The 25,627-nt window shown below is 59.4% G+C and carries 23 protein-coding genes; 8 read left to right on the top strand and 15 right to left on the bottom strand.

The window, feature by feature from the left end; translation table 11 throughout:
* The first annotated feature begins 139 nt into the window (after positions 1-139).
* Positions 140-1,258 (top strand): S-(hydroxymethyl)glutathione dehydrogenase/class III alcohol dehydrogenase, encoded by a 1,119-nt coding sequence (locus AB1495_RS08940; protein ID WP_367581974.1) that lies wholly within the window; start codon positions 140-142, stop codon positions 1,256-1,258.
* A gap of 69 nt (positions 1,259-1,327) precedes the next feature.
* Here AB1495_RS08940 and tcuB read toward each other — a convergent pair whose 3' ends face one another.
* From tcuB to AB1495_RS08955, 3 genes are read right to left on the bottom strand one after another with little or no spacing between them, the layout of a single operon-like run.
* On the bottom strand, positions 1,328-2,395 hold the full coding sequence (gene tcuB, locus AB1495_RS08945; protein WP_074635754.1) for a tricarballylate utilization 4Fe-4S protein TcuB: 1,068 nt from the start codon (positions 2,393-2,395) through the stop codon (positions 1,328-1,330).
* Complete coding sequence (gene tcuA / locus AB1495_RS08950; RefSeq protein WP_074635752.1) at positions 2,385-3,770, bottom strand: FAD-dependent tricarballylate dehydrogenase TcuA; 1,386 nt, start codon at positions 3,768-3,770, stop codon at positions 2,385-2,387. The genes tcuB and tcuA overlap by 11 nt, the downstream gene beginning before the upstream one ends.
* A complete protein-coding gene (locus tag AB1495_RS08955) occupies positions 3,767-4,447 on the bottom strand; it encodes a GntR family transcriptional regulator (RefSeq protein WP_005851792.1) in 681 nt (226 codons plus the stop codon). Before AB1495_RS08955 ends, tcuA begins: the two co-directional genes overlap by 4 nt.
* 89 nt (positions 4,448-4,536) lie before the next feature.
* On the opposite strand from AB1495_RS08955, the gene AB1495_RS08960 reads away from it, so the two are divergent.
* Positions 4,537-5,583: an AbrB family transcriptional regulator gene (locus tag AB1495_RS08960; protein ID WP_074635751.1), complete on the top strand. Its 1,047-nt coding sequence runs from the start codon at positions 4,537-4,539 to the stop codon at positions 5,581-5,583.
* Here AB1495_RS08960 and AB1495_RS08965 read toward each other — a convergent pair.
* The 6 genes from AB1495_RS08965 to AB1495_RS08990 all read right to left on the bottom strand — a co-directional run bounded on the left by AB1495_RS08965 (position 5,558) and on the right by AB1495_RS08990 (position 11,806).
* Complete coding sequence (locus tag AB1495_RS08965; RefSeq protein WP_074635750.1) at positions 5,558-6,532, bottom strand: D-2-hydroxyacid dehydrogenase family protein; 975 nt, start codon at positions 6,530-6,532, stop codon at positions 5,558-5,560. The genes AB1495_RS08960 and AB1495_RS08965 overlap by 26 nt on opposite strands.
* Before the next feature lie 9 nt (positions 6,533-6,541).
* On the bottom strand, positions 6,542-6,700 hold the full coding sequence (locus tag AB1495_RS08970; protein WP_009826174.1) for a hypothetical protein: 159 nt from the start codon (positions 6,698-6,700) through the stop codon (positions 6,542-6,544).
* 7 nt (positions 6,701-6,707) lie between these two features.
* The gene (locus AB1495_RS08975) at positions 6,708-7,523 is read right to left on the bottom strand and encodes a universal stress protein (RefSeq protein ID WP_074635748.1); all 816 of its coding nucleotides are present in this window, start codon (positions 7,521-7,523) and stop codon (positions 6,708-6,710) included.
* 1 nt (position 7,524) lies between these two features.
* Positions 7,525-8,613, bottom strand: coding sequence for a 4-oxalomesaconate tautomerase (locus AB1495_RS08980; protein WP_074635745.1), 1,089 nt, complete (start codon positions 8,611-8,613; stop codon positions 7,525-7,527).
* Positions 8,614-8,624: 11 nt separating this feature from the next.
* On the bottom strand, positions 8,625-10,655 hold the full coding sequence (locus AB1495_RS08985) for a tripartite tricarboxylate transporter permease (RefSeq protein ID WP_074635743.1): 2,031 nt from the start codon (positions 10,653-10,655) through the stop codon (positions 8,625-8,627).
* 74 nt (positions 10,656-10,729) lie between these two features.
* Complete coding sequence (locus tag AB1495_RS08990; RefSeq protein ID WP_074635741.1) at positions 10,730-11,806, bottom strand: tricarboxylate transporter; 1,077 nt, start codon at positions 11,804-11,806, stop codon at positions 10,730-10,732.
* A gap of 150 nt (positions 11,807-11,956) precedes the next feature.
* Between AB1495_RS08990 and AB1495_RS08995 the strand changes: the two genes are divergently transcribed.
* The 3 genes from AB1495_RS08995 to AB1495_RS09005 all read left to right on the top strand — a co-directional run bounded on the left by AB1495_RS08995 (position 11,957) and on the right by AB1495_RS09005 (position 15,647).
* Positions 11,957-12,628: a response regulator transcription factor gene (locus AB1495_RS08995; RefSeq protein ID WP_005851808.1), complete on the top strand. Its 672-nt coding sequence runs from the start codon at positions 11,957-11,959 to the stop codon at positions 12,626-12,628.
* Positions 12,625-13,995 carry a sensor histidine kinase gene (locus AB1495_RS09000; RefSeq protein WP_074635740.1) on the top strand — a complete coding sequence of 457 codons (1,371 nt, stop codon included), beginning with the start codon at positions 12,625-12,627 and terminating at the stop codon, positions 13,993-13,995. Before AB1495_RS08995 ends, AB1495_RS09000 begins: the two co-directional genes overlap by 4 nt.
* Before the next feature lie 428 nt (positions 13,996-14,423).
* Positions 14,424-15,647 carry an IS256 family transposase gene (locus AB1495_RS09005; protein ID WP_367581959.1) on the top strand — a complete coding sequence of 408 codons (1,224 nt, stop codon included), beginning with the start codon at positions 14,424-14,426 and terminating at the stop codon, positions 15,645-15,647.
* 166 nt (positions 15,648-15,813) lie between these two features.
* Here AB1495_RS09005 and AB1495_RS09010 read toward each other — a convergent pair whose 3' ends face one another.
* Positions 15,814-16,662 (bottom strand): DUF4437 domain-containing protein, encoded by an 849-nt coding sequence (locus AB1495_RS09010; RefSeq protein WP_244268869.1) that lies wholly within the window; start codon positions 16,660-16,662, stop codon positions 15,814-15,816.
* A 114-nt stretch (positions 16,663-16,776) separates the two neighbouring features.
* Here AB1495_RS09010 and AB1495_RS09015 point away from each other — a divergent pair, with 114 nt between their 5' ends.
* On the top strand, positions 16,777-17,679 hold the full coding sequence (locus AB1495_RS09015; RefSeq protein WP_074635210.1) for a LysR family transcriptional regulator: 903 nt from the start codon (positions 16,777-16,779) through the stop codon (positions 17,677-17,679).
* 220 nt (positions 17,680-17,899) lie between these two features.
* Here the strand turns inward: AB1495_RS09015 and AB1495_RS09020 are convergent, their stop codons facing one another.
* From AB1495_RS09020 to AB1495_RS09040, 5 genes are all read right to left on the bottom strand, one after another.
* Positions 17,900-18,178 (bottom strand): GNAT family N-acetyltransferase, encoded by a 279-nt coding sequence (locus AB1495_RS09020; RefSeq protein WP_139283793.1) that lies wholly within the window; start codon positions 18,176-18,178, stop codon positions 17,900-17,902.
* 30 nt (positions 18,179-18,208) lie between these two features.
* Entirely contained in the window at positions 18,209-19,819 is a 1,611-nt protein-coding gene (locus tag AB1495_RS09025; protein ID WP_074635212.1) for a cyclic nucleotide-binding domain-containing thioredoxin-disulfide reductase, read from the bottom strand.
* A gap of 189 nt (positions 19,820-20,008) precedes the next feature.
* On the bottom strand, positions 20,009-20,920 hold the full coding sequence (locus AB1495_RS09030) for a 2OG-Fe(II) oxygenase (protein ID WP_074635213.1): 912 nt from the start codon (positions 20,918-20,920) through the stop codon (positions 20,009-20,011).
* 221 nt (positions 20,921-21,141) lie between these two features.
* Positions 21,142-22,128: a zinc-dependent alcohol dehydrogenase family protein gene (locus AB1495_RS09035; protein WP_074635214.1), complete on the bottom strand. Its 987-nt coding sequence runs from the start codon at positions 22,126-22,128 to the stop codon at positions 21,142-21,144.
* Between the two features lie 194 nt (positions 22,129-22,322).
* Positions 22,323-23,168: an enoyl-CoA hydratase/isomerase family protein gene (locus tag AB1495_RS09040; protein WP_074635215.1), complete on the bottom strand. Its 846-nt coding sequence runs from the start codon at positions 23,166-23,168 to the stop codon at positions 22,323-22,325.
* A gap of 381 nt (positions 23,169-23,549) precedes the next feature.
* Here AB1495_RS09040 and AB1495_RS09045 point away from each other — a divergent pair, with 381 nt between their 5' ends.
* Both AB1495_RS09045 and AB1495_RS09050 read left to right on the top strand, forming a co-directional pair.
* Entirely contained in the window at positions 23,550-24,539 is a 990-nt protein-coding gene (locus AB1495_RS09045) for a thiamine pyrophosphate-dependent dehydrogenase E1 component subunit alpha (protein ID WP_244268871.1), read from the top strand.
* 15 nt (positions 24,540-24,554) lie between these two features.
* The gene (locus tag AB1495_RS09050) at positions 24,555-25,574 is read left to right on the top strand and encodes an alpha-ketoacid dehydrogenase subunit beta (protein ID WP_074635216.1); all 1,020 of its coding nucleotides are present in this window, start codon (positions 24,555-24,557) and stop codon (positions 25,572-25,574) included.
* Positions 25,575-25,627: the final 53 nt, after the last annotated feature.

Below are 25,627 nucleotides of genomic sequence, written 5' to 3' on the forward strand. Positions count from 1 at the left end.
GCCGAAGAACTATTGCTAATAGGTAACGGTGTTTTGCAGATATCTCTGATTATCGCCAGTGGGAAACAGTGTAAATGACAGTCCCTACACCGTCACCCGCCAAAATAATCCTAACCGCGAAGTGAGCCCCATGACCGATATCATCAAATGCAAAGCGGCCGTCGCCTGGGCCGTTAACGAACCTCTCTCGATCGAGGAAATCGACGTAATGCCGCCTAAGGCTGGCGAAGTGCGCATCAAAATTATCGCCTCGGGCGTTTGCCATACCGATGCTTTCACTTTGTCGGGCGAAGACCCCGAAGGCCTGTTCCCGGTCATTCTGGGCCATGAAGGGGGCGGGATTGTCGAATCCATCGGCGAGGGCGTCACCAGCGTGGCGGTGGGTGACCATGTGATCCCGCTCTACACGCCAGAATGTGGCGAGTGCAAATTCTGCAAATCCGGCAAGACCAACCTCTGCCAGAAGATTCGGGAAACCCAAGGGCGCGGTCTGATGCCCGACGGCACCAGCCGGTTCTACAAGGATGGTCAGCCCATCCTGCACTACATGGGCTGCTCGACCTTCTCGGAATACACAGTGCTGCCCGAGATATCGCTTGCCAAGGTTAACCCCGATGCGCCGCTTGAAGAGGTTTGCCTTCTGGGCTGCGGCGTCACTACCGGCATGGGGGCTGTGATGAACACCGCGAAGGTCGAAGAGGGGTCGACCGTTGCGATCTTCGGCATGGGCGGCATTGGCCTGTCCGCCGTGATCGGCGCGACCATGGCCAAGGCCAGCCGGATCATCGTGATCGATATCAACGAAAGCAAATTCGATCTTGCCCGCAAGCTGGGCGCCACCGATTTCATCAACCCCAAAGATCACGACAAACCCATTCAGGACGTGATTGTCGAGATGACCGACGGCGGCGTGGATTATTCGTTCGAGTGTATCGGCAACGTCAATGTTATGCGCTCGGCGTTGGAATGCTGCCACAAGGGCTGGGGCGAATCCGTAGTCATCGGGGTTGCCGGGGCGGGGCAGGAAATCTCTACCCGTCCGTTCCAGTTGGTCACGGGGCGTGTCTGGCGGGGGTCGGCCTTTGGCGGGGTCAAGGGACGCTCCGAGCTACCTGACTATGTCGAGCGCTACATGAACGGCGAATTCAAGCTGAATGACTTCATCACCCACGCCATGGGGCTGGAACAGATCAACGAAGCCTTCGACCTGATGCATGAAGGCAAGAGCATCCGTTCAGTCATCCACTTCGGCGAATGATCTTCCGCCGGTCGCGCCGTCTGTAGGCGCGGCCGGGGTGATCTGCAAGCGTTGCTGGAAAGCCTAAAGTCAGCCCACCTCGCGCCGCTGTGCATCCCTGACCAGCGCTGCCATTCGGTAGAACCCATGCGCCATCTTGGTGAAAGGCGTGAGCAGGAAAAACGCCAGCACCGCGCCGAGATGTATGACCAAAAGACCCGGCATCCAGCCGGTGCCGCCTGCCGCATAGAGCAGCAGCCCCGATAGTCCGACAAACCCCAGCAATCCGGTAAAGGCTATTTCGCCGCCAAAGGCATTAGTCGCGCCGAGCGATTTGTCAGACCGCAGCTTAAGCCAGACCATCTTGCTACAGCCCAACACCAATAGAATGCCACCTGAGAGCCCAAGAATCTTTGGTGCCGAAAACAGCCCATAAGGGGCGGGCATATCCAGCAGATAGTGCATCAGGGTTCCTACGCTGGTCGAAGCGAAACACAGCAGAAAGCCATACATGATTGCCTGATGCGCATAGCGGCGGGCATGGGTGAAGCGGTCTTCGTCTTCAAAGTTGCAGCCGTCGCCGTGGCCGCCCTTGAGGTTGCGCATGTTCGCGACAGAGGCGATGGCCCCGCGCAAATGCGACAGGCGAACCCGGGTGCCGCCCACGGTTTGCCAGTAGCGGCGCAGGCCGATGGCAATGCTTATCAACGGAAACAGAAAGGCGGGCAGGAAGATCGCTACCATCGCATTGTGAGACAGTACCGCATAGAATCCTTCGCCTCCTGCGGCGGCCAGCGCACGGGCAGCCCAAAACAGCAATGCAAAGCCCAAGACAGTGGCGAGCACGATGGCGAGGCCGTTTTTCTGGAAGGCTTTCCCGGCGGCACGTGGAAAGGCAAACTCTTCCCAACTGTCTTGGCGCACATCGGCCAAGGCTTGCGGCAAGTTCAGTTCAAACTCATGCGGGGCGGTGTATTGGCAGGCGTAGTAGCAGCCCCGGCAATTGTGACAGAGGTTCGCCAGTTGCGTTAGATCCCCGTCCGAAAAGGCGCGTTCGGCCTGAAGGGCAGGGAAAACCGAGCAGTACCCCTCGCAATAGCGGCAGGCGTTGCAGATTTCGGCCTGACGGCGGGCCTCTTGGAGTAGATCAATTTGCATGGGCTGCGGCCTCCTTGCCTGCGATACGTCCGAATACGGTGCCGATGGTCATGCCGAAACCGGCGAGGTAGCCTTGGCCCAGAATCGACCCGGCCATGGTTTCGCCCGCCGCCCAAAGGTTGCTGGCAAGGCGGTCGTCGATGGAGCATTGCGCGTTTTCATCCACCTTCAGCCCGAGATAGGTAAAGGTGACGCCAGTGCGCAGCGAATAGCCGTAGAACGGCGGCTTGGTGATCGGTCGCGCCCAGTTGGTCTTGGGCGGGGTGAGGCCGGAGGTGGCGACCCCGTCCAGCTCGGTGGGGTGAAAGCCGCTTTGATCGCCGCAGGCTTCGTTGAATTCGGCCACGGTCTGCTCTAGCGCGTCGGCGGGCAGGCCCATTTTGCCCGCCAGTTCCGCCAGCGTGTCTGCCTTGATCGGCGGGAACACCGAGGGCATAAACAGGTTCAGCGATTTGGCATCGATGATGACATAGCCGACCTGATCGGGCTGCGCGGCCACCAGTCGGCCCCAGATGGCATAGCGTTTCGGCCAGACATCCTCACCCTCATCATAGAACCGCTGTGCGTCTTTGTTGACGACGATGGAGAAGGGCACGCAATCCAGCCGTGTGACGATCCCGCCATCGAATTTCGGTGCCCGCCCGTCGATGGCGACGGCGTGACATTGGGTCGGGTCGCCAACCTGCGCGATGCCTTGATCCAGCAGGTCCGCCAATACCACGCCGCGGTTGTAGGGCGTGCCGCGGATCAGGAAATTCTTCGCCGCTGGCCCCCATGCGCGTGCCAGCCAGTCGGTGTCGGCCTGAAATCCGCCAGAGGCCACGACGACGGATTTGGGCGAGAGGCTCTTGGCGGCCCCCTCATGGGTATAGTCCACCCGCGTCACCCGGTCGCCTTCCAGCTCGAGGTGGGTCACGGCGGCTTCATAGAGCACCTCCACGCCCAGCCTTTCGGCAGTGCGGTAATAGGCGTTCACAAGGCTTTTGCCACCGCCGCGAAAGAAGGCGTTGGTGCGCGCCAGTGACAGGGTGCCCGACAGCGAAGGCTGAAACCGCACGCCATGGGCTTCCATCCACGGCAGGCATTCCTCGGAAGAGCGGATGGCGAGGCGTGCGAGATGTTCATCCGTCTTGCCACCCGTCACCTTCATCAGATCGGCGAGGTATTCCTCTTCGGTGTAGCTTTCGACCAATGGGCCCAAGGGGCCATGGTGCATGCAGCGGAAGTTGCGGGTGTGGCGCGAATTGCCGCCCCGGTAGGGTTTTGGCGCGGTCTCAAGGATCAGCACGCGGGCGCCGTCTTCGGCGGCGGTGATCGCGGCGCAAAGGGCCGCATTGCCGCCGCCGATCACGACGATATCGTAGGTCTCGGTCACAGCAGGTCTCCGTCATAGGTTTCATCGCGCGTGGGCTGCGCGCGCAGGGCGCGCACCCGAACCCGTTGGGCCGCTTCGATATGCGCGCGCATCGCCGCTTCGGCGAGGGCGGCATCACGGGCCTTGATCGCATCCAGAACGCCAAAATGTTCCTCCACCGCTTTCTCGGCACGGGCAGGATCGGTGAGCGTCGTCGGGCCGAGGATCATCAGCGTCTTTTGCAGTGTATGGATCGACCGGGTGAGAAAACGGTTCTTCGCGGCGTCCAGAAGGGCTGCGTGGAACTGGCGGTTGAGGGTGAAGGCTTCGGGCACATTGCCCAGGGTGGCAAGCTGCTGGTTCATGTCCTGCAACTCTTCAATCTCGATGTCCGAGGCAGCGCGGGCGGCGAGCCGTGCGGCGGTGCCCTCCAGCACGGCGCGCATCTCGTAGAGTTCCATCACCTCGGCGTAGTCCAGCGTGCGGATGCTCGCCCCTTGGCGGGGGATATGGGCCACGACACCGTCTGCCTCTAACTGTCGGATCGCTTCGCGCACGGGGGTGCGGGAAACGCCCAAACGTTCGGCCAGTTCGGTCTCCCGCAGGCGGTCGCCGGGATTCAGCCGACCGGCACGCAGTTCGTCCATCAGTTGCGCATAGGCAGAATTGCCCTGCGGTGTGCGGTCTTCTTCGCTCATAAAACGCCCCCAAAGGTCATTATTGCATACATGTGGATACAATAGTATGCAATAACGATCAAGTCCGATAAACTGCAGGAGTGGACCCCATGCGCATTGCCCAACCAACCCGAAACCGGTCGCTTACCCTCATCCTCGCCGGGGCTGGCACTTTGGCCTTCTGGTGGCTCGACCTGCCGCTGCCATTCCTTTTCGGCCCTATGGCCGCCTGTCTTATCGCGGCGCTGTCGAACCTGCCGATCAAAGGCTTCGGTCAAGTTTCGGTGGCGGCGCGCACGATCCTTGGGGTGGCGGTTGGGGCTTCGATCACGCCTGATCTGTTTCACCAACTGCCACAAATGGCGATGTCGGTGGCGCTGGTCCCGGTCTTTATTGCGTTGATCGGGATTATCGGCGTGCCGTTCTTTCGGCATGTTTGGGGCTTCGACGCGCCGACAGCCTATTACGCCGCGATGCCGGGTGGCTTGCAGGACATGGTTATCTTTGGCACCGAAGCGGGGGGCGATCCGCGCGCGCTGTCCCTGATCCATGCCACGCGGGTGCTGATCATCGTTACCCTCGCGCCTGCTTTCCTGACGCTGGCTTACGGGACGGGGCTGACCAATCCTATCGGCGCGCCGGTGACGGAACTGCCAGTGGGAGAGATGGCCCTGATGGCCGCCGCCGCCCTGATCGGCTGGAAGGGAGGAGAGCGGATTGGCCTGTTCGGTGCCTCGATCCTCGGCCCCATGAGCGTCACCGCTGTCTTGTCACTGGCTGGCCTGATCCACAGCCGCCCGCCCGCCGAGGCCATCCTGGCCGCGCAGTTCTTTATCGGCTGCGGGATCGGCGTGCATTTTCTGGGCGTGACATGGCGCGAGCTGACGCGGGTGGTGCTGGCGGGCATCGCCTATGTGCTGGTGCTCGCCGTTTTGGCCGCAGGTTTCACCGGGCTTGTCACTTGGGCCGGGTTGGGTAACCCGGTCGAGGCATTCCTTGCCTTCGCGCCGGGCGGGCAGGCCGAGATGACGGTGCTGGCCATCGTGACCGGTGCGGATTTGGGCTTTGTCATCACCCACCATCTGACCCGCATCGTGCTGGTGATCGTCGGCGCGCCGCTGGTTGCGGGGTTTATGGCGCGTAGACGGAAGGGTTGATCATATGGATCGGAGCGCCTGCCGCATAGGCGTTCACCTGTTCGAAGATATCCGCGAATTGCTTGTCGAATTCATCCTCGGTGACAAAGCCGATATGCGGGGTGGCGATCAATCTGGGATGCGAGAGCAGCGGGTCGTTGGGATCGGTCAGCGGCTCGAAATCAAAGACATCCACCGCCGCCGCGCTCAGATGCCCGGCGTTAAGCGCTTGCAGCAGCGCGCCTTCGGCAATCAGTCCGGCGCGGGAGGTGTTCACTAATACCGAACGCGGCTGCATCGCACCGAGGTCGTCGGCGGTGACACTGCCGCGCGTCTCAGATGTAAGTCGCAGATGCAGCGAAACCACGTCACAGGACCCGAAAAACGCCGCGCGGCTTTCGGCGACGGTCTCACCATCCGCTTTCGCCCGCGCGCGCCCGGCTTCGGAACTCCACCAGATGATCTCCATCCCGAAGGCGCGGGCATAGTCCGCCACCACACGTCCGATACGCCCATAGCCATAAAGCCCCAGCCGCCGCCCGCGCAGACTGCGCCCTACGCCTATCTGCCAGTTGCCTGCCTTCACGCTCGTCATCTGCTGCGGCAACTGCCGCATGGCCGCAAGGATCAGCGCAAAGGTCAGTTCCGCCGCCGCATGGTTGGCCCCATCCGCACCTTTGTTGGAACACAGCAGCACGCCCTGATCGGTGCAGGCCGCGACGTCCACATGCGGATAGGCACCGCGCTGCGAAATCAGGCGCAGGTTTGGCAGACGCTCCAGCAACCCCCGCGTCACCTTGGTCCGCTCGCGAAAGAGTACGACGCAGTCGGCATCCTGTAAACGGTCGGCCAAGATCGCCTCGTCAGGCTGATGATCCGTCCAGACGGTGACATCATGCCCCGCCAGCAGGTTAAAGCAGGGCAGTCCGCGCAGGGTGTCGAACCAGTCGTCGAGTATATGAACCTTCATCCCTGCACCCTATGCTGAAAGCGCGTTGATCGCTTTGCTGACCCGTTCGTGCAGGATCAGCAGATCGGGGTCGCGGTCTTTTTGAGTGTTGAGGCTGGCGATCAGCTCGGCACGCAGTTTTTCCAGATCACGGCGGGCGGTTTTGATTTTCTCGTAATTGGTCATCATTCGCTTCTCAATGGGACAACAAAACGGGGATTTTGATCTTTTCCAGCACCTCGGCGGTCACGCCGCCAAGGAAATCTTCACGAAATTTGGAATGCTCATAGGCACCCAGCACCAGCAGCGAGGGGTCATGGCGCTCGCAATAGGACAGTAGAGTCTGTGAAACCGGATGGGTTGTCGGAAAGTCCTCATGCACCGCTTCGACGCCGTGGCGGTCGAGGTGGGTCATCAGATCGGTGATCGGCCAGGATGTGCGTTTGCCGACCGTCAGCACGCTGACCCGGCCATCGGCCTCAAGCAGGCGCAAGCTGTCCGACAGCGCCCGCGCGGCGGCGCGACCACCGTCCCATGCCAGCGCCGCGTGGCTGTGCTGCGCGCCTGCGTCATAGCCCGCGGGCACCACGATCACCGGACGCCCGGACTGCAAGGCGATGCGGTCCGGGTGGTGGGTCACATGGGCGTCATCACTCTCGGTACGGGCACCGACGATCAGCATGTCGTAGTACCGCGCGCCTTCGGAAAGCAGCATGTCGATGCGGCCGGTCTCTTCGCGGAAATCCAGCGCGTCGCCCAGACCGAGGGCGGGGCGGAGTTCTTCGAACCGGCGGATGACCTCGGCCAAGATTTCGTTGTTGGCAGCCTCCAACAGGGCGCGAGCCTCTTCGGGGATCCAGCGGGAACGACGGTCGATCACCTCATGCGCGGTATGCGCAAGGATCGCCGTCACATGTGCGCCGCGCTGTTTGGCCAGTGAGGCGGCATAGCGCAGCGCGGCGACGGAAGCGTCCGAGCCGTTGAAGGCGACAAGCAGGTTCATCACGGGCATGTCAGCGGCCCTCCCAAATGCGCGAGGGGACAAAGACACAGCCATCCGCCAGCTTGCGGGCCGTCCGCAGCAGCCCGGCGGAGTTCAGCGCGAAGCCGTCGGACGTGTCGTAATCCACCAGCACGTCAATCGTGCCAGAGGCATGTTCGAGCACAACGTCGGCGGGGCTTTGAATGGGGCGTTCCAACAGGCCATCGGCCACACTGCCGGGGGTGAGCGCGCAGGAAGCAAGGCATTGCGCCCCGGTCACCGCCATGGAGGGGTGCGTGTTCCACGGCATGAAATAGCGCGTCGCGATGGTGCCACCGTTCTGGGCTGGGGCGAGCAAGCCGAACTTCGGCGTAACGGATTTTGCCACGTCTCCCATGCCCATGGCGGCCCCGGCCTGAAGGCGGATGGCTTCCATACGGGCAAAGAAATCCGTGTTCGCGTCAAGCTCGGCCACGCTCTCGTACCCCGTCAGGCCAAAGTCCGCCGCGCGGGCGATGACCATCGGCATGGCAACATCCATGCAGGTGACTTCGATCCCGTCAAAGGTATTGCGGATCTTGCCCGTGGGCAAAAACGCCCCGGTCGAAGAGCCGACGACCCCCATGAAGTTCAGCGCCACGGCTGCACCGGTGCCGGGCACGCCCGCGATCTCGGTGTCGCCGTCATAGGTAAGCACGCCGCCGGGGGTCAGCACTTTGGAGAGCACCTTGGCCCCAGTGTTGACGGCGTGGATCTTCACATCCGTCACATCGCCGGTGGGCTGGACGAGGCCCAATTCCACCGCCGCAGGGCCAACACCGGACAGGATGTTTCCGCAGGTCGGTTTGAAGTCGACCAGCCGATCCTCGACCGAGACTTGGGCGAAGAAATAGTCCACATCGGCCCAACCGTCGTCTGAAGGCGATAGCATCGCGACCTTGGTGGTGACCGCCGCGCCGCCGCCGATGCCGTCGATGTTGAGCGGATGGCCGGAGCCGACCACGGCGAGCAGCACTTCGGCGAGGGTTTCGCGGTCTTGGGGCAGATCCGCGCGGTTGAAGTATGGCCCCCGCGAGGTGCCGCCGCGCATGAAGAGATAGGGGATAGCAGTCTGTGTCATCTCTAAGCTCCTCAGTTCAGCGGCCAGGGCAGATCGACTGCGCCTTGCAGCAGACCCGGCGGGAAATCACGGTTGAGTGCCCCGGCCATGACGCACATCAGCGCGATGCCGCAGGCCGTCAGGATCAGGGTTTTCGGCCAATGCGCCTGTGCGCGAACCCGCAGGAAGCTGATCAAAAAGCCCAAGAGCGCGAGGATGAAGCCGACGAAGTATGTGGCGACGATCAACCCCACGAACCACGCCAGCGTGCTCCAGAGGCCATAGGGCGCATCCGCGTCCTCGCCCGAGACTTCCTTGTCGGCAAAGATCGCATCGCTTTCGGGACGCAGGATCATCTGCACCAGCAAGATCAGTAGCGCAGCCAAGGCGATGCCCCCCACGACCAGCGGCACGATCTTGTCTGTCATGTTGTAGTCGGGGATTAGCGAGGCATTGATCAGCGCGGCCACCACGTAGCCCATGATGATCAGCAGAAAGACCAACGGCGCGCGTTTGGAACCGGACTGAACATCGCCCTCGGCCATGATCGACTTGGCCTGACGCAGGCCCAGCACGACAGAGACCACGGTGACGATCAGCAGCACGATGACGATAGGGGAGAAGATATAGTCCATCCCATCCTCAAAGGATTTGCGGAACCGGAACGACGCGATCTGAAACGCTTGGTTCGAGAATTTCTCGACCGGGTTCGACAGGACGAAACCGATCAGGAAGGCCGGGCGCGACCAGTCAAAGCGGCGCAAGAAGATACCGATCAGGCCGATCACGAAAAGCGCGAGGATGTCTTCGAAGTTCTGCCCCGACTGGAACGCCGCGAAGGAGATCAGCATGAACAGGAAAGGCGCGAGGTAGGTGAAGCGGATCGTGGTCAGCTTGGCGATTCCGCCCGAAGCCGCGATGCACAGCAGCGTGCCGACGACATTGGCCAGCGCCAGCAGCCAGACAATCGAATAGGTGATGTCGAGGTTGTCGCGCAGCATCGAGGGGCCGACTTCGATCTCGCCGGACCCCAGCAGGGCGATGGCCCCGATGAAGATCGCCATGGAGCCAGAACCGGGGATGCCGAACAGCAGGGTAGGGACCAAGCCGCCGCCCTCTTTCGCGTTGTTCGAGCTTTCCGGCCCGATCACGCCACGCACTTCGCCTTTGCCGAAATTCGATTTGTCTTTCGTCGTTTGAACCGCGTGCCCGTAGGCGATCCAGTCAACGACTGACCCACCAAGGCCGGGGATGACGCCGACCACCACGCCGATCAGTGAGCAGCGGACCGACAGCCATTTGTTGGCCACCCAGTCGCGCACGCCGTCGCCCCAGCCCGCGCCGAGTTTGGCTTCTTTGGAAATCGCCCGGTCTTGGCGCAGGAGCGATACGATCTCGGGCACGGCAAAGATGCCAAGGCCGACGATCACCAGTTTCAAGCCGTCTGTTAGATAGGGGATGTCATAGGTCGCCATCCGCAGGGAGCCGCCCGCATCAGCCTCGCCGATGGTGCCAATGAGCAGGCCAAGCCCCGCTGCCGCCAGACCTTTAAGCGCTACGCGCCCCGCCAGCACCGCCACCATCGACAGGCCGAGGATCGAGATCATCAGCATCTCGGGCAGGCCGAAAGACAACACGATGGGACGCGCAACAACGATGAACAACGTCAGGAAAGCCGCGCCGACCAGACCGCCGAAGAGCGATGAGGTGAAAGCCGCCGAAAGCGCCCGCGCGGCTTGGCCTTTCTTGGCCATGGGAAAGCCATCGAGCACCGTAGCTTGGCTGGCCGAAGAACCGGGGATGCCCATGAGGACGGAAGCGAAAGTGTCTGAGGTCGGCACGACCGCGACCATGCCGATCATCAGCGCCAGACCCAGCACCGGGTCCATGCCGAACATGAAGGGCAAAAGCAGAGACAATCCCGCGATCCCACCGAGGCCGGGAAAGACGCCGACAGCCAGGCCCATGACGACGCCCAACACCAGATATCCCAGTACTACAGGTTGCAAAATTAGAGCCCATGCCTGGCCAAGCGCAGGCAGAGCGGTTGCGAACAGATCCATCGCACCGACCTCGAAATGTTAAATTAAAGGGAGGGGGTGGCCCCGGGGCGCGCCCGGGGCCGTGGGGGTCTCGCTTACTTCAGCGAAACGCCATAGGCTTCTTGCAGCCAGTTGGTGACGAAGGCCTTCGCCTCCGCGGAGACGGTCGTGCCGCGCTGCGTCGCCTTTGCCGCGCCTTCACCTACGAAGACGGGGTATTTCCCGACGCGCTTCTCGGCGATTTGGGCGAAATCTTCGCGGTTGCGCACCGCGTCGAAGGCTGCCGTGTAGGTTTCGATCACGTCATCGGGCGTCCCTGCGGGCAGGAAGGCGATCTTTTGCACCGGAAAACCTGCGATAAAGAAGGCTTTCCACGCGTCCCAAGCCTCACCTTCGGTCTCACAGCCTTCGGTGGCTTCGCAGACTTCCTTGAAGGTCAGGATGTCGGGGAAGGTGGGGTCACGAACGATGTTGCCATCGTCGTCCAGCGCGCCCCATGTCATCATCGGCACGGCTTGACCCTTTTCGACCAGATCGGCAGAGGCACCGAGGTAGCTTGACGAGGTCTGATAATCGATCGTGGCCTCGCCGCGCTCAAACATAAGACGGCCATCGCCACGGCCCTTGATGCCAAAGACCGGCTCAACATTCATGCCCAGCATCTCCCATGCCAGCAACGGCACGAGGTCAAGGCGCGTGGCCCCCTGCGAACCGTAGATGAAGTTGATGTCTTTGAGGTTATTGGCGGTGCCATCAAATTTTTCACCGTCCGTAGGGTTCAGATAGGCGACCCCGCCGGTGCCCGATGCCATGACAGGCTTCCAGTCGCTGTACTCATACCGCACACGCGGATCGTCCAGCAGATACGGGAATTGGGTCGAGCCGGAGGTGCCGAAAAGAACCGTGCCCTCGTCATGCTCTTGCTCTTGGAACCAGTTGGCGCCTTTGGTTGAACCAGCGCCCGGCATGAATTTGACCACGACGGTGGGGTTGCCGGGCAGTTCTTCGGAAAGGAGCGGCGCAAAGAAGTTGGCCCATTTGGCCGAGCCGCCCGTTTCCGAGAAGGGGATGACCCACTCGATGGTTTTCCCTGCAAAGTCGACCTCGGCCAGCGCCGGGGCGGCAAGGCAAGCAGCAGATACAGCGGTTGCGGCGAAATACTTGATAGTCATTGGTGTCCTCCCGTAGACATTCTGTATCGGTCAGACTTTCACGCCTGCCGTAATTCGTATTTGTTTCAGGGAACGAATCCCTCCTCCAACACGGGCACACTGCCTTTCCAACCTTGCGCGAAACTTGCGCATCAGGATTAAGTTTTAATCATGCGCATTGCAGTTATCGAAGACAATGAGGCTCTGGCACAGGGAATTGCCCATCGCTTGCGCGATCGGGGCCATGCGGTGGACCTGCTGCATGACGGGGAAGATGCTGACATTTTCTTGCGACACGAGGGGGCTGACCTGATCGTGCTGGACTGCAACTTGCCCGGTTGTGACGGGCTGGAAGTTCTGAGCCGCTTACGGCGTCGTGGCGACGGGACACCGGTGATCCTGCTGACTGCACGGGCTGAAACATCAGAGCGAGTAGCAGGGCTGGATGCCGGAGCCGACGATTACCTGACCAAACCCTTCGAGATGGATGAGTTGGAGGCGCGATTGCGGGCCATGGCGCGGCGCAAGAACCTTGAGTTCGCCGCCCGCGACGCGATTGGCCCATTGGTCTTTGACCGCACGAACCGGCAGTTGCTGGAGGGGGAGCAGCCGCTGGCCTTCCCCCGCAAAGAACTGGCGACGCTGGAATGTCTACTGGAACGGCGCGGACGCATCGTGTCGAAATCCCAGTTGATCACCCATGTCTACGGCACCGGTGCCGCGCAGGAAGACAGCGCCATCGAGCCGCATGTGTCCCGTCTTCGCAAACGGTTAGAGCCCTTCGGCATCCGCATCAAAGCCGCCCGTGGGCTGGGCTATATGTTGGAGGTCGACAGCGCATGACCTCGATGTCGCTGCGCTCTCGGCTGTTCATGCTGATCCTGCCGCCGCTGCTGCTGCTTTCGATCGTTCTGGGGTTTTGGCGCTTTGAAGTGGCGCAGCGCACCTCTGAAACCCTGTTCGACCGGAGCCTGCTGGCCGCGGCCTTGGCAATCTCTCGCGATGTGGCAATCTCAGGCGGCGATGCGCTTTCTCCCAGCACGCGGGATTTCGTCTCGGACGCGGGGGGCGGGGAGCTTTTTTACCACGTCACGGGTCCTGGTGGCATCTACATTACCGGCTATGCCTATCCGCCCGTTTCCGGCGGCCGGGCAGGCGAGGATCGGCTGGACTACACGAAGGCGGAATATCGGGGCGAGCCCGTGCGGGTTTTGCGGATGCGAGAGAGTACGACCATCGGCAACCTCACGGGCGATACGATCGTCACCGTCTGGCAAAGGGACAGTGATCGCAATGCCTTTGCCGCCGCTCTGGCGCGCCGCGCGGCGGCGTTGATCGCCAGCCTGATGGCAGCCCTTGCTTTGGTGGTCTGGTTCGGGGTGAAGATCGGCCTGCGCCCCTTGAACGATTTGCAAGATGCGATCCAACACCGATCCCCCGATGACCTGCGCGATATCCGTCGCCCGGTCCCGGCCGAGGTCTTTGGTATTGTCGCCACTTTGAACCGGCTTTTCGGGCAGGTGCGCCAGAGCATTGAGGACCATCAGGTCTTTATCTCCAACGCCGCGCATCAGCTGCGCAACCCCGCCTCCGCACTGTTGTCATTGGCCGAGGTTTTGCCAGATGTCAGCGACCCGCAAGAGCGTCGCCTGCGCGAACGTGAATTGATTGCCGCCGCACGTAAATCGGCGCGGCTCGCCAATCAGTTGTTGTCTCTCGAACGGTTGCGCTACGACGAGGCACCAACATTCGATAGACTGGAACTTAACGCTGTCGCTGCCGAAGTCTGCCGCGACTTTGCCCCGACGGTCCTGTCGCGGGACATAGGCTTTGGCTTCGAGCCATATCCTGCCCCTTTGCCGGTGAATGGCGACAGCGTGCTGATGGGTGAGGCGATCACAAATCTACTTGAAAACGCATTGTCCCATGGGGGCCCAGGCCTCTCAGCGATCCGCGTGAGCACCGTGGCCGAGGCGGGGTATGCGGTGCTGACCGTACAAGATGACGGCATCGGCATCCCCAAAGACAGCACGCAGGCCGCGTTTCAACGGTTCGGTCAATTAAGCGAAGGGGAGGGCAGCGGGCTTGGGCTTGCCATCGTTCAGGATGTCCTGCGCCGTCACGGTGGTGACGTCGAGCTGTTGCCGCAGGAGCGGGGGTTGGTCGTGCGGTTGAAAGTCCCGTTGGTGTCGCCGGTCGCAAAGCCCTGACACAAACAGCGCGCCGCTTACTACTCAAATTCGTGTACCCAGTTACATAGGTAAATGCATCGATCCTGTCGACTGCGTCTTTGTTTGGTGCAGACTTACCGTTCTAAATCAAATTCGCTTGCTTGCAGGTATTTAGCTTTATGCAATTCGGTTTCTTGGTCTGCAAGCGGCGCATAGGGAGCGGCAAGGCGACAGAGTTCCGATCGTGCGACAAAGCACGAATTGCCGTTTTGGGCGGATTGCGGACCTTCGCTGCAGGTGCGAAGCTTGGGGAAGGCAATGGTGAAAGCGGGCGTATCACGAGCGGCTAAGACTTCATTGTCTTTCTAAAAAGCTGGCCTGCCCAAAGTCGACAGATCCACGTGCCGGTGGGACTATCCTGAATTTTGTGCGCTGACGTGGTAACTGCTCACAGAGGAGACCCACGTATGAGCATCGACAAAGACTTGCTAGACCGTCTGATGGAAGGGCGTTCACCCGGTGACCTGTTTGGCAAGAACGGCATCCTGGCGGAGCTGACCAAGGCGCTGGCGGAACGCGCGCTGAGCACAGAGATGGATGTCCATCTCGATGAAGAGCGCGCAGATGATGCGTCTGAGGGCCAGAACCAGCCGCCCAATCGGCGCAATGGCAGCAGCCAGAAGACCGTGACCATGGACAGCGGCAAGGTGGTTCTGGACATTCCCCGCGACCGGAACGGCACCTTCGATCCGATGCTGATCGCGAAGTATCAGCGGCGCTTTCCTGAATTCGACCGCAAGATTGTCAGCATGTATGCCCGGGGAATGACGACCCGAGAGATCCAGGGGCATATCGAGGAAATCTACGGCGTCGAGGCCTCGCCCAGCCTGATTTCCGCGATCACCGACGCGGTCATGGAGGAGGTCACCGCCTGGCAGAACCGCCCGCTGGATCCCTGCTATCCGATCGTCTTCATGGACGCGATCCGGGTCAATATCCGCAGCGACGGGGCGGTCTCGAACAAGGCGGTCTTCGTGGCCCTCGCGGTGCTGCCGGATGGCACGCGGGACGTTCTGGGCCTGTGGTTTCAGGCCAATGAGGGCGCGAAGTTCTGGGCCAAAGTGCTCAGCGACCTGCGCAACAGGGGCGTCCAGGACATCCTCATCGCCGTCGTGGACGGGCTGAAGGGCTTTCCCCAGGCCATCGAGGCCGCATTCCCCCAGACTCGGGTCCAGACCTGCATCGTCCATCTGCTGCGCCATTCCATGAACTTCGCCAGCTACAGGGACCGCAAGGCCGTCGCCGCCGCCCTAAAGGCGATCTACACGGCCGTGGACGTCGAGGCGGCAGAACTGGCTCTGGCTGAGTTCGAGGACAGCGATCTGGCAAGGCAGTATCCGGCGATCGCGCCGAGCTGGCGCCGGGCCTGGAACGAGGTCATCCCGTTCCTCGATTACCCGCCCGAGGTCCGCAGGCTGATCTACACCACGAATTCCATTGAGGCCTTGAACTCGAAAATTCGCCGTGCCGTCAGAACCCGAGGTCATTTCCCAAGCGACGACGCTGCGGCGAAATTGATCTATCTGGCGCTCAATGCTACATCGACCGAGTGGAAGCGTTCGGTCCGCGAATGGCACGCTGTCAGATCTCAGCTTGCCATCATGTTCGAAGACCGCTTCCCGATGGCGTAAGAAAACGCGTCACGCACAAAATTCTGCACAGTCTCGTGCCGGTTTGTTCGATTTCAGAAAAGCAGGCGGATGCACGATACAGGAGCTTGCTATTTTCTTTGCCAGTGGACCGCGATCGCTTGAACGTGGGACTAGAGCCATCTTTCAAACGACCGCGGCACTGCGATTACTTCCCGGTGAAAGTGTATTTGCCTTCTGCCCGCACATACAGCATGCAATCATCTTCGATCTGGCAAGACAGATCATATGATCCGCCTGTTTCAGAGCCGAAATAGCTGCCGGGAACTAGATCGCTTTCTGTGGAGCCTTCCGGGACGGTTAGGTCCGTTTTGCCGGAGATTGTGACAGCGCGCAGCAATCCAGCATTGCTTTCGAGCGTGCCGGAAGTTCCTGCCGGAATTTTCAGGAATGTTGCATTGGCTGCGCTGCTCTCTCCCCAAAGGTAGGCGAGCTGTGGGGCGGCGGTGTTGTCCTTGGCGGCAGGCTGATCGATCCATGTCACATCATCCGTGCTTAGCCAGACAACGTTGCTTGAATCCAAATTCACTGGAAGTTCATGGTTGTCAAAAGCCTCTTCGGTCGGCCGGACCAGATATGGCCCTTCGAGGATCTCCAAAAAGATCGTTGCGCCGCCCTCTGCCGCCGCAGATGTGATGTGAGGCTCACCCGCCGGCTGTGACCAAAAAGAGCCCGGCCCCATCCACATGTTTGCGGCATCGGGATCATCATTGTGGACAGCACCTTCGATAACGATGCCCCGATAGGTAATGTTGTGAATATGGGGCGGCGAAGAAAAGTTCTCTCCGAATTTGATAATGGCACCGGTGGGCACGTCTTTGGCGATATCCCCCCAGAGCACGCCGGCCTGAGGTGCTGCGTCTCCGCGTGCTGGGTTGAGCGGCTGATAAGTAACATCCGAAAATTTCACGATCTCGGTGGCTTCTTGTGCAACGGATTGCTGCGAACTTAGCGACAGGGCTATTGCGGCTATGGGCAGAACGGAGTGTTTCATCATGTCATATACTTTCGTGGTTAAAGCGTCTTGGCTCGTTGCCGGGAGTGAGATACTATGAAACCAAAGAATGATAATGGCTTCAAAAAATAATATACTATTTGGCTGTGGCAAATAATGATTAGCGATCTGAAATTGCTGGAATTGTTCGTTCGGGCAGCGCGGTTGGGAGCTATCGGTAAGGCCGGTGCAGAGTTTGGTTTGTCGCCGACGAGCGCGACGCAACGCATTCAGGCACTCGAATCCGAAGTGGGCGCGCAGCTTTTGCACCGGACAACTCGAAGCGTCAGCGTGACGCTTGAAGGGGAGCGCTTGCTGAAACATGCAGAGCGGATTTTCGAGACGGTGCAGGACGCCATGCTTGACGTAAGTGGCGAAAATCAAGTCCTGCGCGGCACTCTAAGATTGGCTGGCCCTGCCTCATTCGGGCGGAAGTACATTGCGCCATTTGTGACGGAATTCTTGTCGATGCATCCGGGTTTGACCGTGCAACTCCACCTTAGTGATACGGTTTTCGACATCGTGGATAACGGGTTCGATTGTGCTATCCGGTTGGGTGCTCTGGAAAGTTCGAGCCTCAAGGCGCAAAAGCTTAGTTCATGTCCACGTATTCTGGTTGCTGCGCCAGACTACCTAAAAGCGATGGGCACGCCACAAACGCCACAGGACCTGGTTCATTTTGACTGCGTAATTCGCGATGCATTGCAGAATTGGAGGTTCAAAGGGCCTCATGGGGAGGAAGATGCCGTCAAAGTCGCGGGCCGTTTTGTGACCAATCTTGCAGAGGGTGTTACCGAAGCTGCCATTTCCGGCTTTGGCATCGCGCGCAAATGTACATGGGAAGTTGCCGAGCATCTTGAAAGTGGTGAACTGGTAACTGTCCTAGACAGATATAGCGTAGCGCCGGAGTGGAACATTCACTTCATGCGCCCGCCCGGCGGGATCGAGCCGCTTCGGGTCCGGCAATTCAGATCGTTTATCAAACAAAAGATGGCGCAGGTGCCGGCTTTGGGGCAGTGAAGCGGTTTTTACAATGACCGGTAACTTGCGACCCCGACCGAACGGCGCCGTTTTGGATTATGGTGCCCGATATACACAGCAGGGCATATATGGCGGCCGGATTGGATTGGACTGGGCGTGAGATTGACCTCAAGGCGTTCGTCAACAAGCGTCTCATGTTTTCACAAAATGAGACGCTTACATTTGTGAAAATGTTCGTGTTTCGCTATGCTTTATAAGCCTAATTCAGCACGTCAGCCCATTCGGGGTGTTTTCGAAACTGTGAGGCGGCGAAGGGGCACAGCGGCACGATCTTTTTGCTTTGCTCTCGCATGTCAGCGACAATTTGTTCGATAAGCATCTGCCCGTACCCGCGACCCCGCAAGGCGTCGTCGACTTCGGTGTGGTCGATGATGACGATCTTATCTCCAGCCTTGGAGAAGGTCGACACGGCCTCGCCATCCTTGGTTCGGAGGACATAGCGTCCCCCTGTTTCTCCGTCTTCAAAATCCACCTGCATGAGGATCTCCGTCAAGTTTTCAACTGGGGTTCAGCTATTCAAATGGTTCCAGACCTCGCTCATGACGACCGAGCCTTCGCCCACCGATGACGCCACTCGCTTGACCGAGCCGGACCGCACGTCGCCAACTGCAAAAATGCCGTGGGTCGATGTTTCAAACGGCGACCGGCCACCGTTTTCGGTGCCTGTCAGAACGAAGCCCTTATCGTCTAACGCGGCGTGCCCGGCCAGCCACTCTGTATTGGGTGCCGCCCCCGCCATGATGAAAACTGTGCGGCTGTCATAGCGATGGTGCGTGCTGTCGGCTTTGTTTTTCACTGTTACTGCGGATAGCTTTTCATCGCCATGCAGATCGGAAATTTCTGCTTGGTAATGGATCGTGATCCGTGGATCGGCCTCAAGACGCGACGACAGATAGTCCGACATAGAGGCGGCAAGGCTGCCGGAGCGCACCAGAAGATGCACATGCGCAGCTGTGCGGCTGAGGAACATGGCCGCTTGGCCCGCGGAATTGCCGCCGCCTACAACGATGGCATCCGAGTTTCGGCAAAACCGAGCTTCCATTTCTGTGGCGGCATAATAAACGCCAACGCCTTCGAATTCTTCCAGTCGCGGGATCGGCAGCTTGCGATACTGAACACCCGTAGCCACCACAATCGACCGTGCACAGAGTTCGCGTCTGTTTGAACAGGTCGCGTAAAAGCGGTCGTCGCGATAGGCTAATGCCTCGATCCGCAATGGCATGGCAAATCGGGTGCCGAATTTCATCGCTTGGACTTCGCCGCGCCAGACAAGGTCTCCACCTGAAATTCCCGTTGGAAATCCCATGTAGTTTTCGATCCGGCTGGACGTGCCTGCCTGTCCACCGATGGCGATATCTTCTGCGACGACGGCAGATAGCCCCTCGGCACCGGCATACACCCCTGCGGCTACGCCCGCAGGCCCGCCCCCGACAATCAGGACATCGACCACTTCGCCGTTCGGGATCACCAGCTCAAGCCCCAATGTCCGAGCGAGCTTTTCCGGCGTCGGATCGTAAATCACCTCACCGCCAAAGATCACCGCAGGGCCACAACCTTGTAGATCACAGCTTGTGCGTTCCGCGTCGGCCTCGGCACTATCAAGATCAATCAGTTGCGCCGCGATCCGGTTGCGCTGTGCAAAGACGGCGATCTTCTGAATATCCTTGTCAACATCCGAGCCGATCAACTTGAGCTCGGTTTGTCCATGCTCGATGTTTCCGCGGCGTCTGGCGGCAAAAACAGTCAAAATTATATCGCTCATCTCGGGGATGCGGGACATCAATTTAATCAGGTCTGCGTTTTGGACCGCGATCACTGTCGAGGTTTCACACGCCCTCATTTGGATCATCGACACCGCACCGGACAGCGTCCCGATTTCACCGGTAAATTGGGATGGCCCCATCGTGGCCGCGATTGTCCGCTCCTGCGTAATCGGATGCACAACCTCTAGCTCGCCGCTTTCAATATAAAGCAATTCCTCCAGCGGATCACCGGGTCGAATGATCGTGTCGCCTGCGGCATAGGTCCGTATCGTTCCAACCTGTCGCAGCGCTTCGACATGGTCCGCATGCAAGGGCGTCCGCTGCATCTGACTAAGATCGTTGGCAAAGCTTTCCATGCTTGGCGTCCCTTTTCGCTATTTGTTGGTTGCTCTCGGCGCGTCGCACCCCCGTTGATGAGAATAAACGCATGATGCACAGGCGCTCAATGAACCTTATGTTACAGGCATGCCGCACGTTATTTCCGTCGCATATTCGGGCGGCCTGAACCGCCCGGATATATCGCTATGTTAAGGCACAACCCGGCCTTAGAACGGCGCGAAATTGTCAAAATCTTCCGTTGGTACGGACCACCTGTCCTTGGCCGAGATTTGCGGCGTCGGGGTGCTGCCATGCGGAATTTGTCCGTGTTGACCATACAGCCACAGAACAAAGTTATAGCGTTCGCCTTCAGTGATCGGCTCGGACGCGTGGGGGACGCTGCCGTGGTGGATCAGGGCGGTGCCGGGTTCAAACGTAAGTTTTTCAACGCGGCGTGAAACCGGATCGATGAAGCTGACGGCCGAACCGGAGTACCCTTCATCGGGCAGGTTCAGGTTGATGTTCAATGTCACCGCTGAGGCATCCGAATGGGGGCGCAGGGACGTATCTTTGCTGGCCTGCCACCGGATAGAGAACCCGAATGTTTGTGTGTCGTAGCCTACAACGTCAGGAAATAGCAGACGAGACACGGGCCGCATGTAGGCGTCCATCATCTCGCGGTAGAAGCCCTGAAACCCGGGCGCGGCCAGATACCCTTCGGAGCGCGGGTCAAGCATAGCACCACCGCGGTTCAGCACGATCCCGTAAGGGGGGCGCAATGGGATGTCCGCATCTGCAACGCCGTCAAGGTATTCACGCAGGGCCGCAAGACGTTCGACGTCAAAGAATTGCGCGCGATAGACGCCGGGGAAGACTTCTTCCCACAGGTCCTTGACCGCACCTTCGGCTGTCGGATCTACCCAAGCTTGTTCCACAGCCGCGCGCAGTTTCGGATCGAGAATAGAGCTGTCGAGCTGAGGCAGCTTAGCCTCGTTCTCCGTCTGCCATTCTGACCAAGCGCGTTCAAACAGATCGCGGTTCTGGTTCCAGAATTGTTGGACAGAGAACTCGCGGTTGAGCATTTGTTCCCGGCTTGGGCGCGCAATGGCACGGGCTTGTTGAAGAGATGAAAGGGTCATTTAGAAGCATCCTTCTTATGTTGGAGCAGGTTTGATAAGCAGCACTTATTGATCTCTCTCAGCTTGATAAACGGGCGTATTTTGTAATCAAAATTCGGTTAATGGATATAATCGTCAGTTCGGGTTGGGACGCAGTTTTTCTTCAAAATCCTATTTCGGAAAAACGAATGGCGCGGCGAGCCGAAGCCCGCCGCGCCATGCCGAACGCGCCTTGTGGTGCTTTATACGTCCACGACCACCTTGCCGATTGCCTTGCCGCTGGCAAGCCGATCATAGGCTGCACCGACCTCTTCAAGGGTAAACTGGGGCTCATCCACGACCGGTTTCAATGCGCCGCTATCAACCAGCTTTGCCAGTTCGGCCAGGATTGCACCGTGGTCTGCGCGGTCTTTGTCATGCAACATCGGGATCAGCATGAATACGACATGCAGTGAGGCACCCTTCAGGTGGGCCGGTGTCAGGTCAAGCTCTGCCAGCGCGAGCGTCGTGGCCACATGGCCGTTCAGGGCGACCGCGTTGAATGAGTTCGTCAAGTTGCCAGCGCCGACTGTATCCAGCACCGCGTCGAAACCTTTGCCGTCAGTATGCTTGGCGACGTAGTCCTCGACGGTTTCCGCTTTGAAATCGATCGCTTCGGCACCAAGGGCGCGCACAACAGATAGGCGTTCATCGCCGCTGTCGGTGGCATAGACATCTGCGCCGAACTCACGCGCCAATTGCACGCCGATGTGCCCGACACCGCCGGAACCGCCATGGACAAGCACCTTCTGGCCTTTGCCAACGCCAGCGCGCTTGAGCCCCTCGTAAGCGGTGATCCCGACCAGCGGGATCGCGGCCGCTTCACGCATGGAGAGGGATTTCGGCTTTTTCGCGATCAGCCGTGCATCAGCCGGCATGTATTCCGCCAGAGCGCCCTGAAGGTTGGCCAGACCACCGGCGCAGCCATATACTTCGTCGCCCACGGCGAAACCGGTCACACCCTCGCCGACTTCTTCAATCGTGCCAGCAAAATCCATGCCCAAAACAGCAGGTGTAGCGGGGGCAAAACCAAGGTCCGTGCCCATATTGCGGATCATCATGTCGATTGTGTTGATACTGGTTGCTTGAACGCGAACAATCACATGACCGGTGTCTGCGGTTGGTTTGGGCAGCTCGGTCAATGCAAAGACGGAGTTGGGTCCGTATTCGGAGAGGGCCATGGTTTTCATCGGATTTTCCTTTCGATGTGTTTGTTGACACAGAACTAACACGTCTGAATATTTGGGTAATCGGTGCAATTCGGAGTTCAGTTTTCGGATTTTTAAGGTAATGCTGTCATCTGCGCATGGACGGCGACCAAACAGAAAGAACCGCACCGTGAATACTGGCGCGGTTCTTGAGTAGTGACCTTAAAAAGGGGAGTTTAGTTGATGTCTTGAACCTTCATGACCAGATCGCCCCAATTGCGCTGGTTCTCGATGTCGTGCTCAAGCCCTTGTTCGTCAGCCACTGTGAAACGCTTTATGGCCGGGGTTTTGCTGGTCGCTTGATAAAGCCAATAGGCCTCTGCCTTCAGGGCTTCTTCAATGGGTTTGTCGATAGACTCGTAAACCATCTGCTTGCAGGCGTTAATCGAAGCCGCGGGAAATTTGGAAATGCGCCGCGCCAGCGCGTCAACGTAGGGGCCGATCTCATCGGGCTCGAGCGCCTTGTTGATTGTGCCGAACCGTTCCGCATCATCTGCGTCGTAATCATTTGCGCTAAGGATAATTTCCAACGCTTTGCCTAAACCGGTTTGACGGGCCATGCGCGACGCGCCGCCTCCACAGGGCAGAATGCCCATGCCGACTTCCATTTGCATGAATTTGTACTTGCCACGCGCGGCGAACCGCATGTCGAGCGCCAGTGCCAGTTCATGGCCTCCGCCACGAGCAAACCCTTCCAGCTTCGCAATGGTCGCTTGCGGCACCCTGCTAATCCGTTCGCATACCATTTGTAGGTCAAGCAATACCACGTTTTCGCGCGAAACGGCTTCGATCGCCATATCTTTAAGAAGCTCCGTATCGTAATGCGCCACCCAGATTTCGGGGTGCGCCGACTGGAAGATTACAACCTTTGTATCGCGGTCCCGCTCAAGCCGCATGGCAAGGCTGTTCAGGTCGGCGAGCATCTCTTGTCCCTGAACGTTGACCGTTCCATAATCGAACGTCACGGTAGCGATGGCATCTTTGACATCGACGCTAAACGTTGTGAAATTCTCGTACTTCATAGCATCTCTCCGTTGTGGTGCCCTGTTTTGCGCAGGGCTTGAGTTGTGAGCCGAAGCTCTTTGTCGTGCCCCTATGATGAGATGATCCAAATTTTGGATAAACGGGGGCGAAGTTAGCTACAGAATTCGGATTTTGAATATAAATTGCGTGCCGCTTTATTGCTGAGTCGATGTCCGTCTTTCTTCGACGCGCAGAGCAATTCCTGCTCAAGGTGCGCCACACTCTGGCTCAATGTGTCTCAAACTCTCTCACGGTGAGACAGTTTGCGCGAGCAAGCCCCGCGTGGGCGTCAGCACCGTTGTTCTGCGGCCTAACAGGATCAATCTTCACCATAGCGTTCATGCGGCAGGGAGAGGCCGTGCACATGGGAGGAGGAATTCATGTCACCAACACGCGAAGAACAGCATTGGATGTATCGCAATATGGTCACGAGCCGGAGGTTCGAAGAAGCCATTGCGAAGATCTATTTCGAGGGAAAATCACCGGCGTTCAACATGGCCAATGGGCCGATCCCGGGTGAAATGCACCTGTCCGACGGGCAGGAGCCAGTGGCGGTGGGGGTTTGTGCGCACCTGACTCCCGAGGATGTGGTCACAGCCACCCACCGTCCACACCATCAGGCTATCGCCAAGGGCGTTGATCTGGACAAAATGGCCGCTGAGATCTTCGGTAAGAAAACCGGCTTATCCGGTGGTCGCGGCGGGCATATGCATCTGTTTGATGATAATGTTAACTTTGCCTGTTCTGGCATTATCGCGCAGGGCATGGGCCCCGCCGTGGGGGCGGCGCTCAGCCGCAAGATGCAAGGCAAGCCGGGCGTCGCCGTGGCCTTCGTCGGTGAAGGCGCGGTGAACCAGGGCGGTTGGCACGAGGCGATGAACCTTGCCGCCGTTTGGAACCTGCCCTTTATCTGCGTGGTCGAGGATAACGGCTGGGGCATTTCTGTCGCCAAAGAAACCGCCAGCAGCATCGGCAGCCATGCAGACCGCGCGGCGGCTTATGGCATCCCCGGAAAACGGATCGAGGGCAACGACCCCTATGCCATCTTTGAAGCAGCAGGCGAGGCGATTGCCCGAGCACGAGCGGGTGAAGGCCCATCGCTGCTGGAATGTGAAACCTACCGTTTAGCGGGCCACTTTATGGGTGACGCCGAGGCCTATCGCCCCGAAGGGGAAAAGGACGCGCTGTTTGAAAAGGATCCGATCCCCAAAATGAGGGAAAGATTGCTCGCCGAAGGGGCTGCCAGCGAGGCGGACTTGAACACGATCGAGGAAGAATCTGCTGCGCGCGTTGATGCCGCGATCAAGTTCGCCCGCGAAAGCGATGATGCAGCCCCCGAAGATGCGCTGACGCGCGTGTTCGCAGCATAAACGGGAGGGAGAGACATGACCAAATCGAACGAGAGAAAGCTGACCATCGCCCGCGCTATGGCCGAAGCCACCGCACAGGAAATGCGCATCGATCCCTCCGTCTTTGTGATGGGCGAGGACATCGGCCCTCTGGGTGGCGTCTATGGCAACACCCGTGGGTTAATCGAGGAGTTCGGGGCAGAACGCATCCGTGACACACCGATTTCCGAAACTGCCTTTATCGGTGCCGCTGTTGGTGCGGCGCAGGATGGCATGCGTCCGGTGGTCGAACTGATGTTCGTCGACTTCTTTGGCGTCTGCTTTGATGCGATCTACAATCTGATGGCCAAGAACATCTATTTCTCCGGCGGCAACGTGAAAGTGCCAATGGTCCTCATGACTTCAACCGGTGGTGGCTATTCCGACGGCGGCCAGCATTCGCAGTGTCTGTACGGCACCTTTGCTCACCTGCCCGGAATGAAGGTTGTGGCCCCATCCAATGCCTATGACGCCAAAGGGTTGATGACGGCCGCCATGCGCGACGACAGTCCGGTGGTTTACATGTACCACAAGGGGCTGCAGGGCATGGGTTGGCTTGGCACCGAGGCGGGGGCGACTGTGCATGTGCCGGAAGAGCCCTACACACTGGAAATCGGCAAGGCCAAGGTTGTGCGCGAAGGCAAGGACGTATCCATCGTCAGTTGCGGCATGGGCGTTCACAACGCGCTGAAGGCCGCCAAGAAACTCGAAGAACAAGGCGTCAGTGCCGAGGTCGTCGATCTTGTCAGCCTTGTCCCACTGGACCGTGACACCATCCGCGCCAGTGTCGCCAAGACCGGCAGGCTGATTGTCGTGGACGAGGACTATATGAGCTACGGCCTCTCGGGCGAAATCATCGCCTCCGTGACCGAGCATGATATCTCGGTTCTCAAGGCCGCGCCGAAACGCGTTGCCTTCCCCGATGTGCCGATCCCATTCGCGCGGGTGATGGAGCAGTTCTGCCTGCCCAACCCTGACAAGATCGTCGCTGCCTGGGACGAGATGCAAGCGGCCTGAGCCGAACAAAAACCAACAAATCACTAATCAACGGGGTCGCATGCAGCGCGACC

The sequence above is a fragment of the Sulfitobacter pontiacus genome, assembly GCF_040790665.1.
Lineage (GTDB): Bacteria > Pseudomonadota > Alphaproteobacteria > Rhodobacterales > Rhodobacteraceae > Sulfitobacter > Sulfitobacter pontiacus.

What these genes read in the sequence shown, in the direction of transcription:
- tcuB (WP_074635754.1), bottom strand. Translation starts at nt 2,395, where the DNA reads ATGCAAATTGATCTACTCCAAGAGGCCCGCCGTCAGGCCGAAATCTGC.
- AB1495_RS08955 (WP_005851792.1), bottom strand. Translation starts at nt 4,447, where the DNA reads ATGAGCGAAGAAGACCGCACACCGCAGGGCAATTCTGCCTATGCGCAA.
- AB1495_RS08960 (WP_074635751.1), top strand. Translation starts at nt 4,537, where the DNA reads ATGCGCATTGCCCAACCAACCCGAAACCGGTCGCTTACCCTCATCCTC.
- AB1495_RS08965 (WP_074635750.1), bottom strand. Translation starts at nt 6,532, where the DNA reads ATGAAGGTTCATATACTCGACGACTGGTTCGACACCCTGCGCGGACTG.
- AB1495_RS08970 (WP_009826174.1), bottom strand. Translation starts at nt 6,700, where the DNA reads ATGATGACCAATTACGAGAAAATCAAAACCGCCCGCCGTGATCTGGAA.
- AB1495_RS08975 (WP_074635748.1), bottom strand. Translation starts at nt 7,523, where the DNA reads ATGCCCGTGATGAACCTGCTTGTCGCCTTCAACGGCTCGGACGCTTCC.
- AB1495_RS08980 (WP_074635745.1), bottom strand. Translation starts at nt 8,613, where the DNA reads ATGACACAGACTGCTATCCCCTATCTCTTCATGCGCGGCGGCACCTCG.
- AB1495_RS08985 (WP_074635743.1), bottom strand. Translation starts at nt 10,655, where the DNA reads ATGGATCTGTTCGCAACCGCTCTGCCTGCGCTTGGCCAGGCATGGGCT.
- AB1495_RS08990 (WP_074635741.1), bottom strand. Translation starts at nt 11,806, where the DNA reads ATGACTATCAAGTATTTCGCCGCAACCGCTGTATCTGCTGCTTGCCTT.
- AB1495_RS08995 (WP_005851808.1), top strand. Translation starts at nt 11,957, where the DNA reads ATGCGCATTGCAGTTATCGAAGACAATGAGGCTCTGGCACAGGGAATT.
- AB1495_RS09000 (WP_074635740.1), top strand. Translation starts at nt 12,625, where the DNA reads ATGACCTCGATGTCGCTGCGCTCTCGGCTGTTCATGCTGATCCTGCCG.
- AB1495_RS09005 (WP_367581959.1), top strand. Translation starts at nt 14,424, where the DNA reads ATGAGCATCGACAAAGACTTGCTAGACCGTCTGATGGAAGGGCGTTCA.
- AB1495_RS09010 (WP_244268869.1), bottom strand. Translation starts at nt 16,662, where the DNA reads ATGATGAAACACTCCGTTCTGCCCATAGCCGCAATAGCCCTGTCGCTA.
- AB1495_RS09015 (WP_074635210.1), top strand. Translation starts at nt 16,777, where the DNA reads ATGATTAGCGATCTGAAATTGCTGGAATTGTTCGTTCGGGCAGCGCGG.
- AB1495_RS09020 (WP_139283793.1), bottom strand. Translation starts at nt 18,178, where the DNA reads ATGCAGGTGGATTTTGAAGACGGAGAAACAGGGGGACGCTATGTCCTC.
- AB1495_RS09025 (WP_074635212.1), bottom strand. Translation starts at nt 19,819, where the DNA reads ATGGAAAGCTTTGCCAACGATCTTAGTCAGATGCAGCGGACGCCCTTG.
- AB1495_RS09030 (WP_074635213.1), bottom strand. Translation starts at nt 20,920, where the DNA reads ATGACCCTTTCATCTCTTCAACAAGCCCGTGCCATTGCGCGCCCAAGC.
- AB1495_RS09035 (WP_074635214.1), bottom strand. Translation starts at nt 22,128, where the DNA reads ATGAAAACCATGGCCCTCTCCGAATACGGACCCAACTCCGTCTTTGCA.
- AB1495_RS09040 (WP_074635215.1), bottom strand. Translation starts at nt 23,168, where the DNA reads ATGAAGTACGAGAATTTCACAACGTTTAGCGTCGATGTCAAAGATGCC.
- AB1495_RS09045 (WP_244268871.1), top strand. Translation starts at nt 23,550, where the DNA reads ATGTCACCAACACGCGAAGAACAGCATTGGATGTATCGCAATATGGTC.
- AB1495_RS09050 (WP_074635216.1), top strand. Translation starts at nt 24,555, where the DNA reads ATGACCAAATCGAACGAGAGAAAGCTGACCATCGCCCGCGCTATGGCC.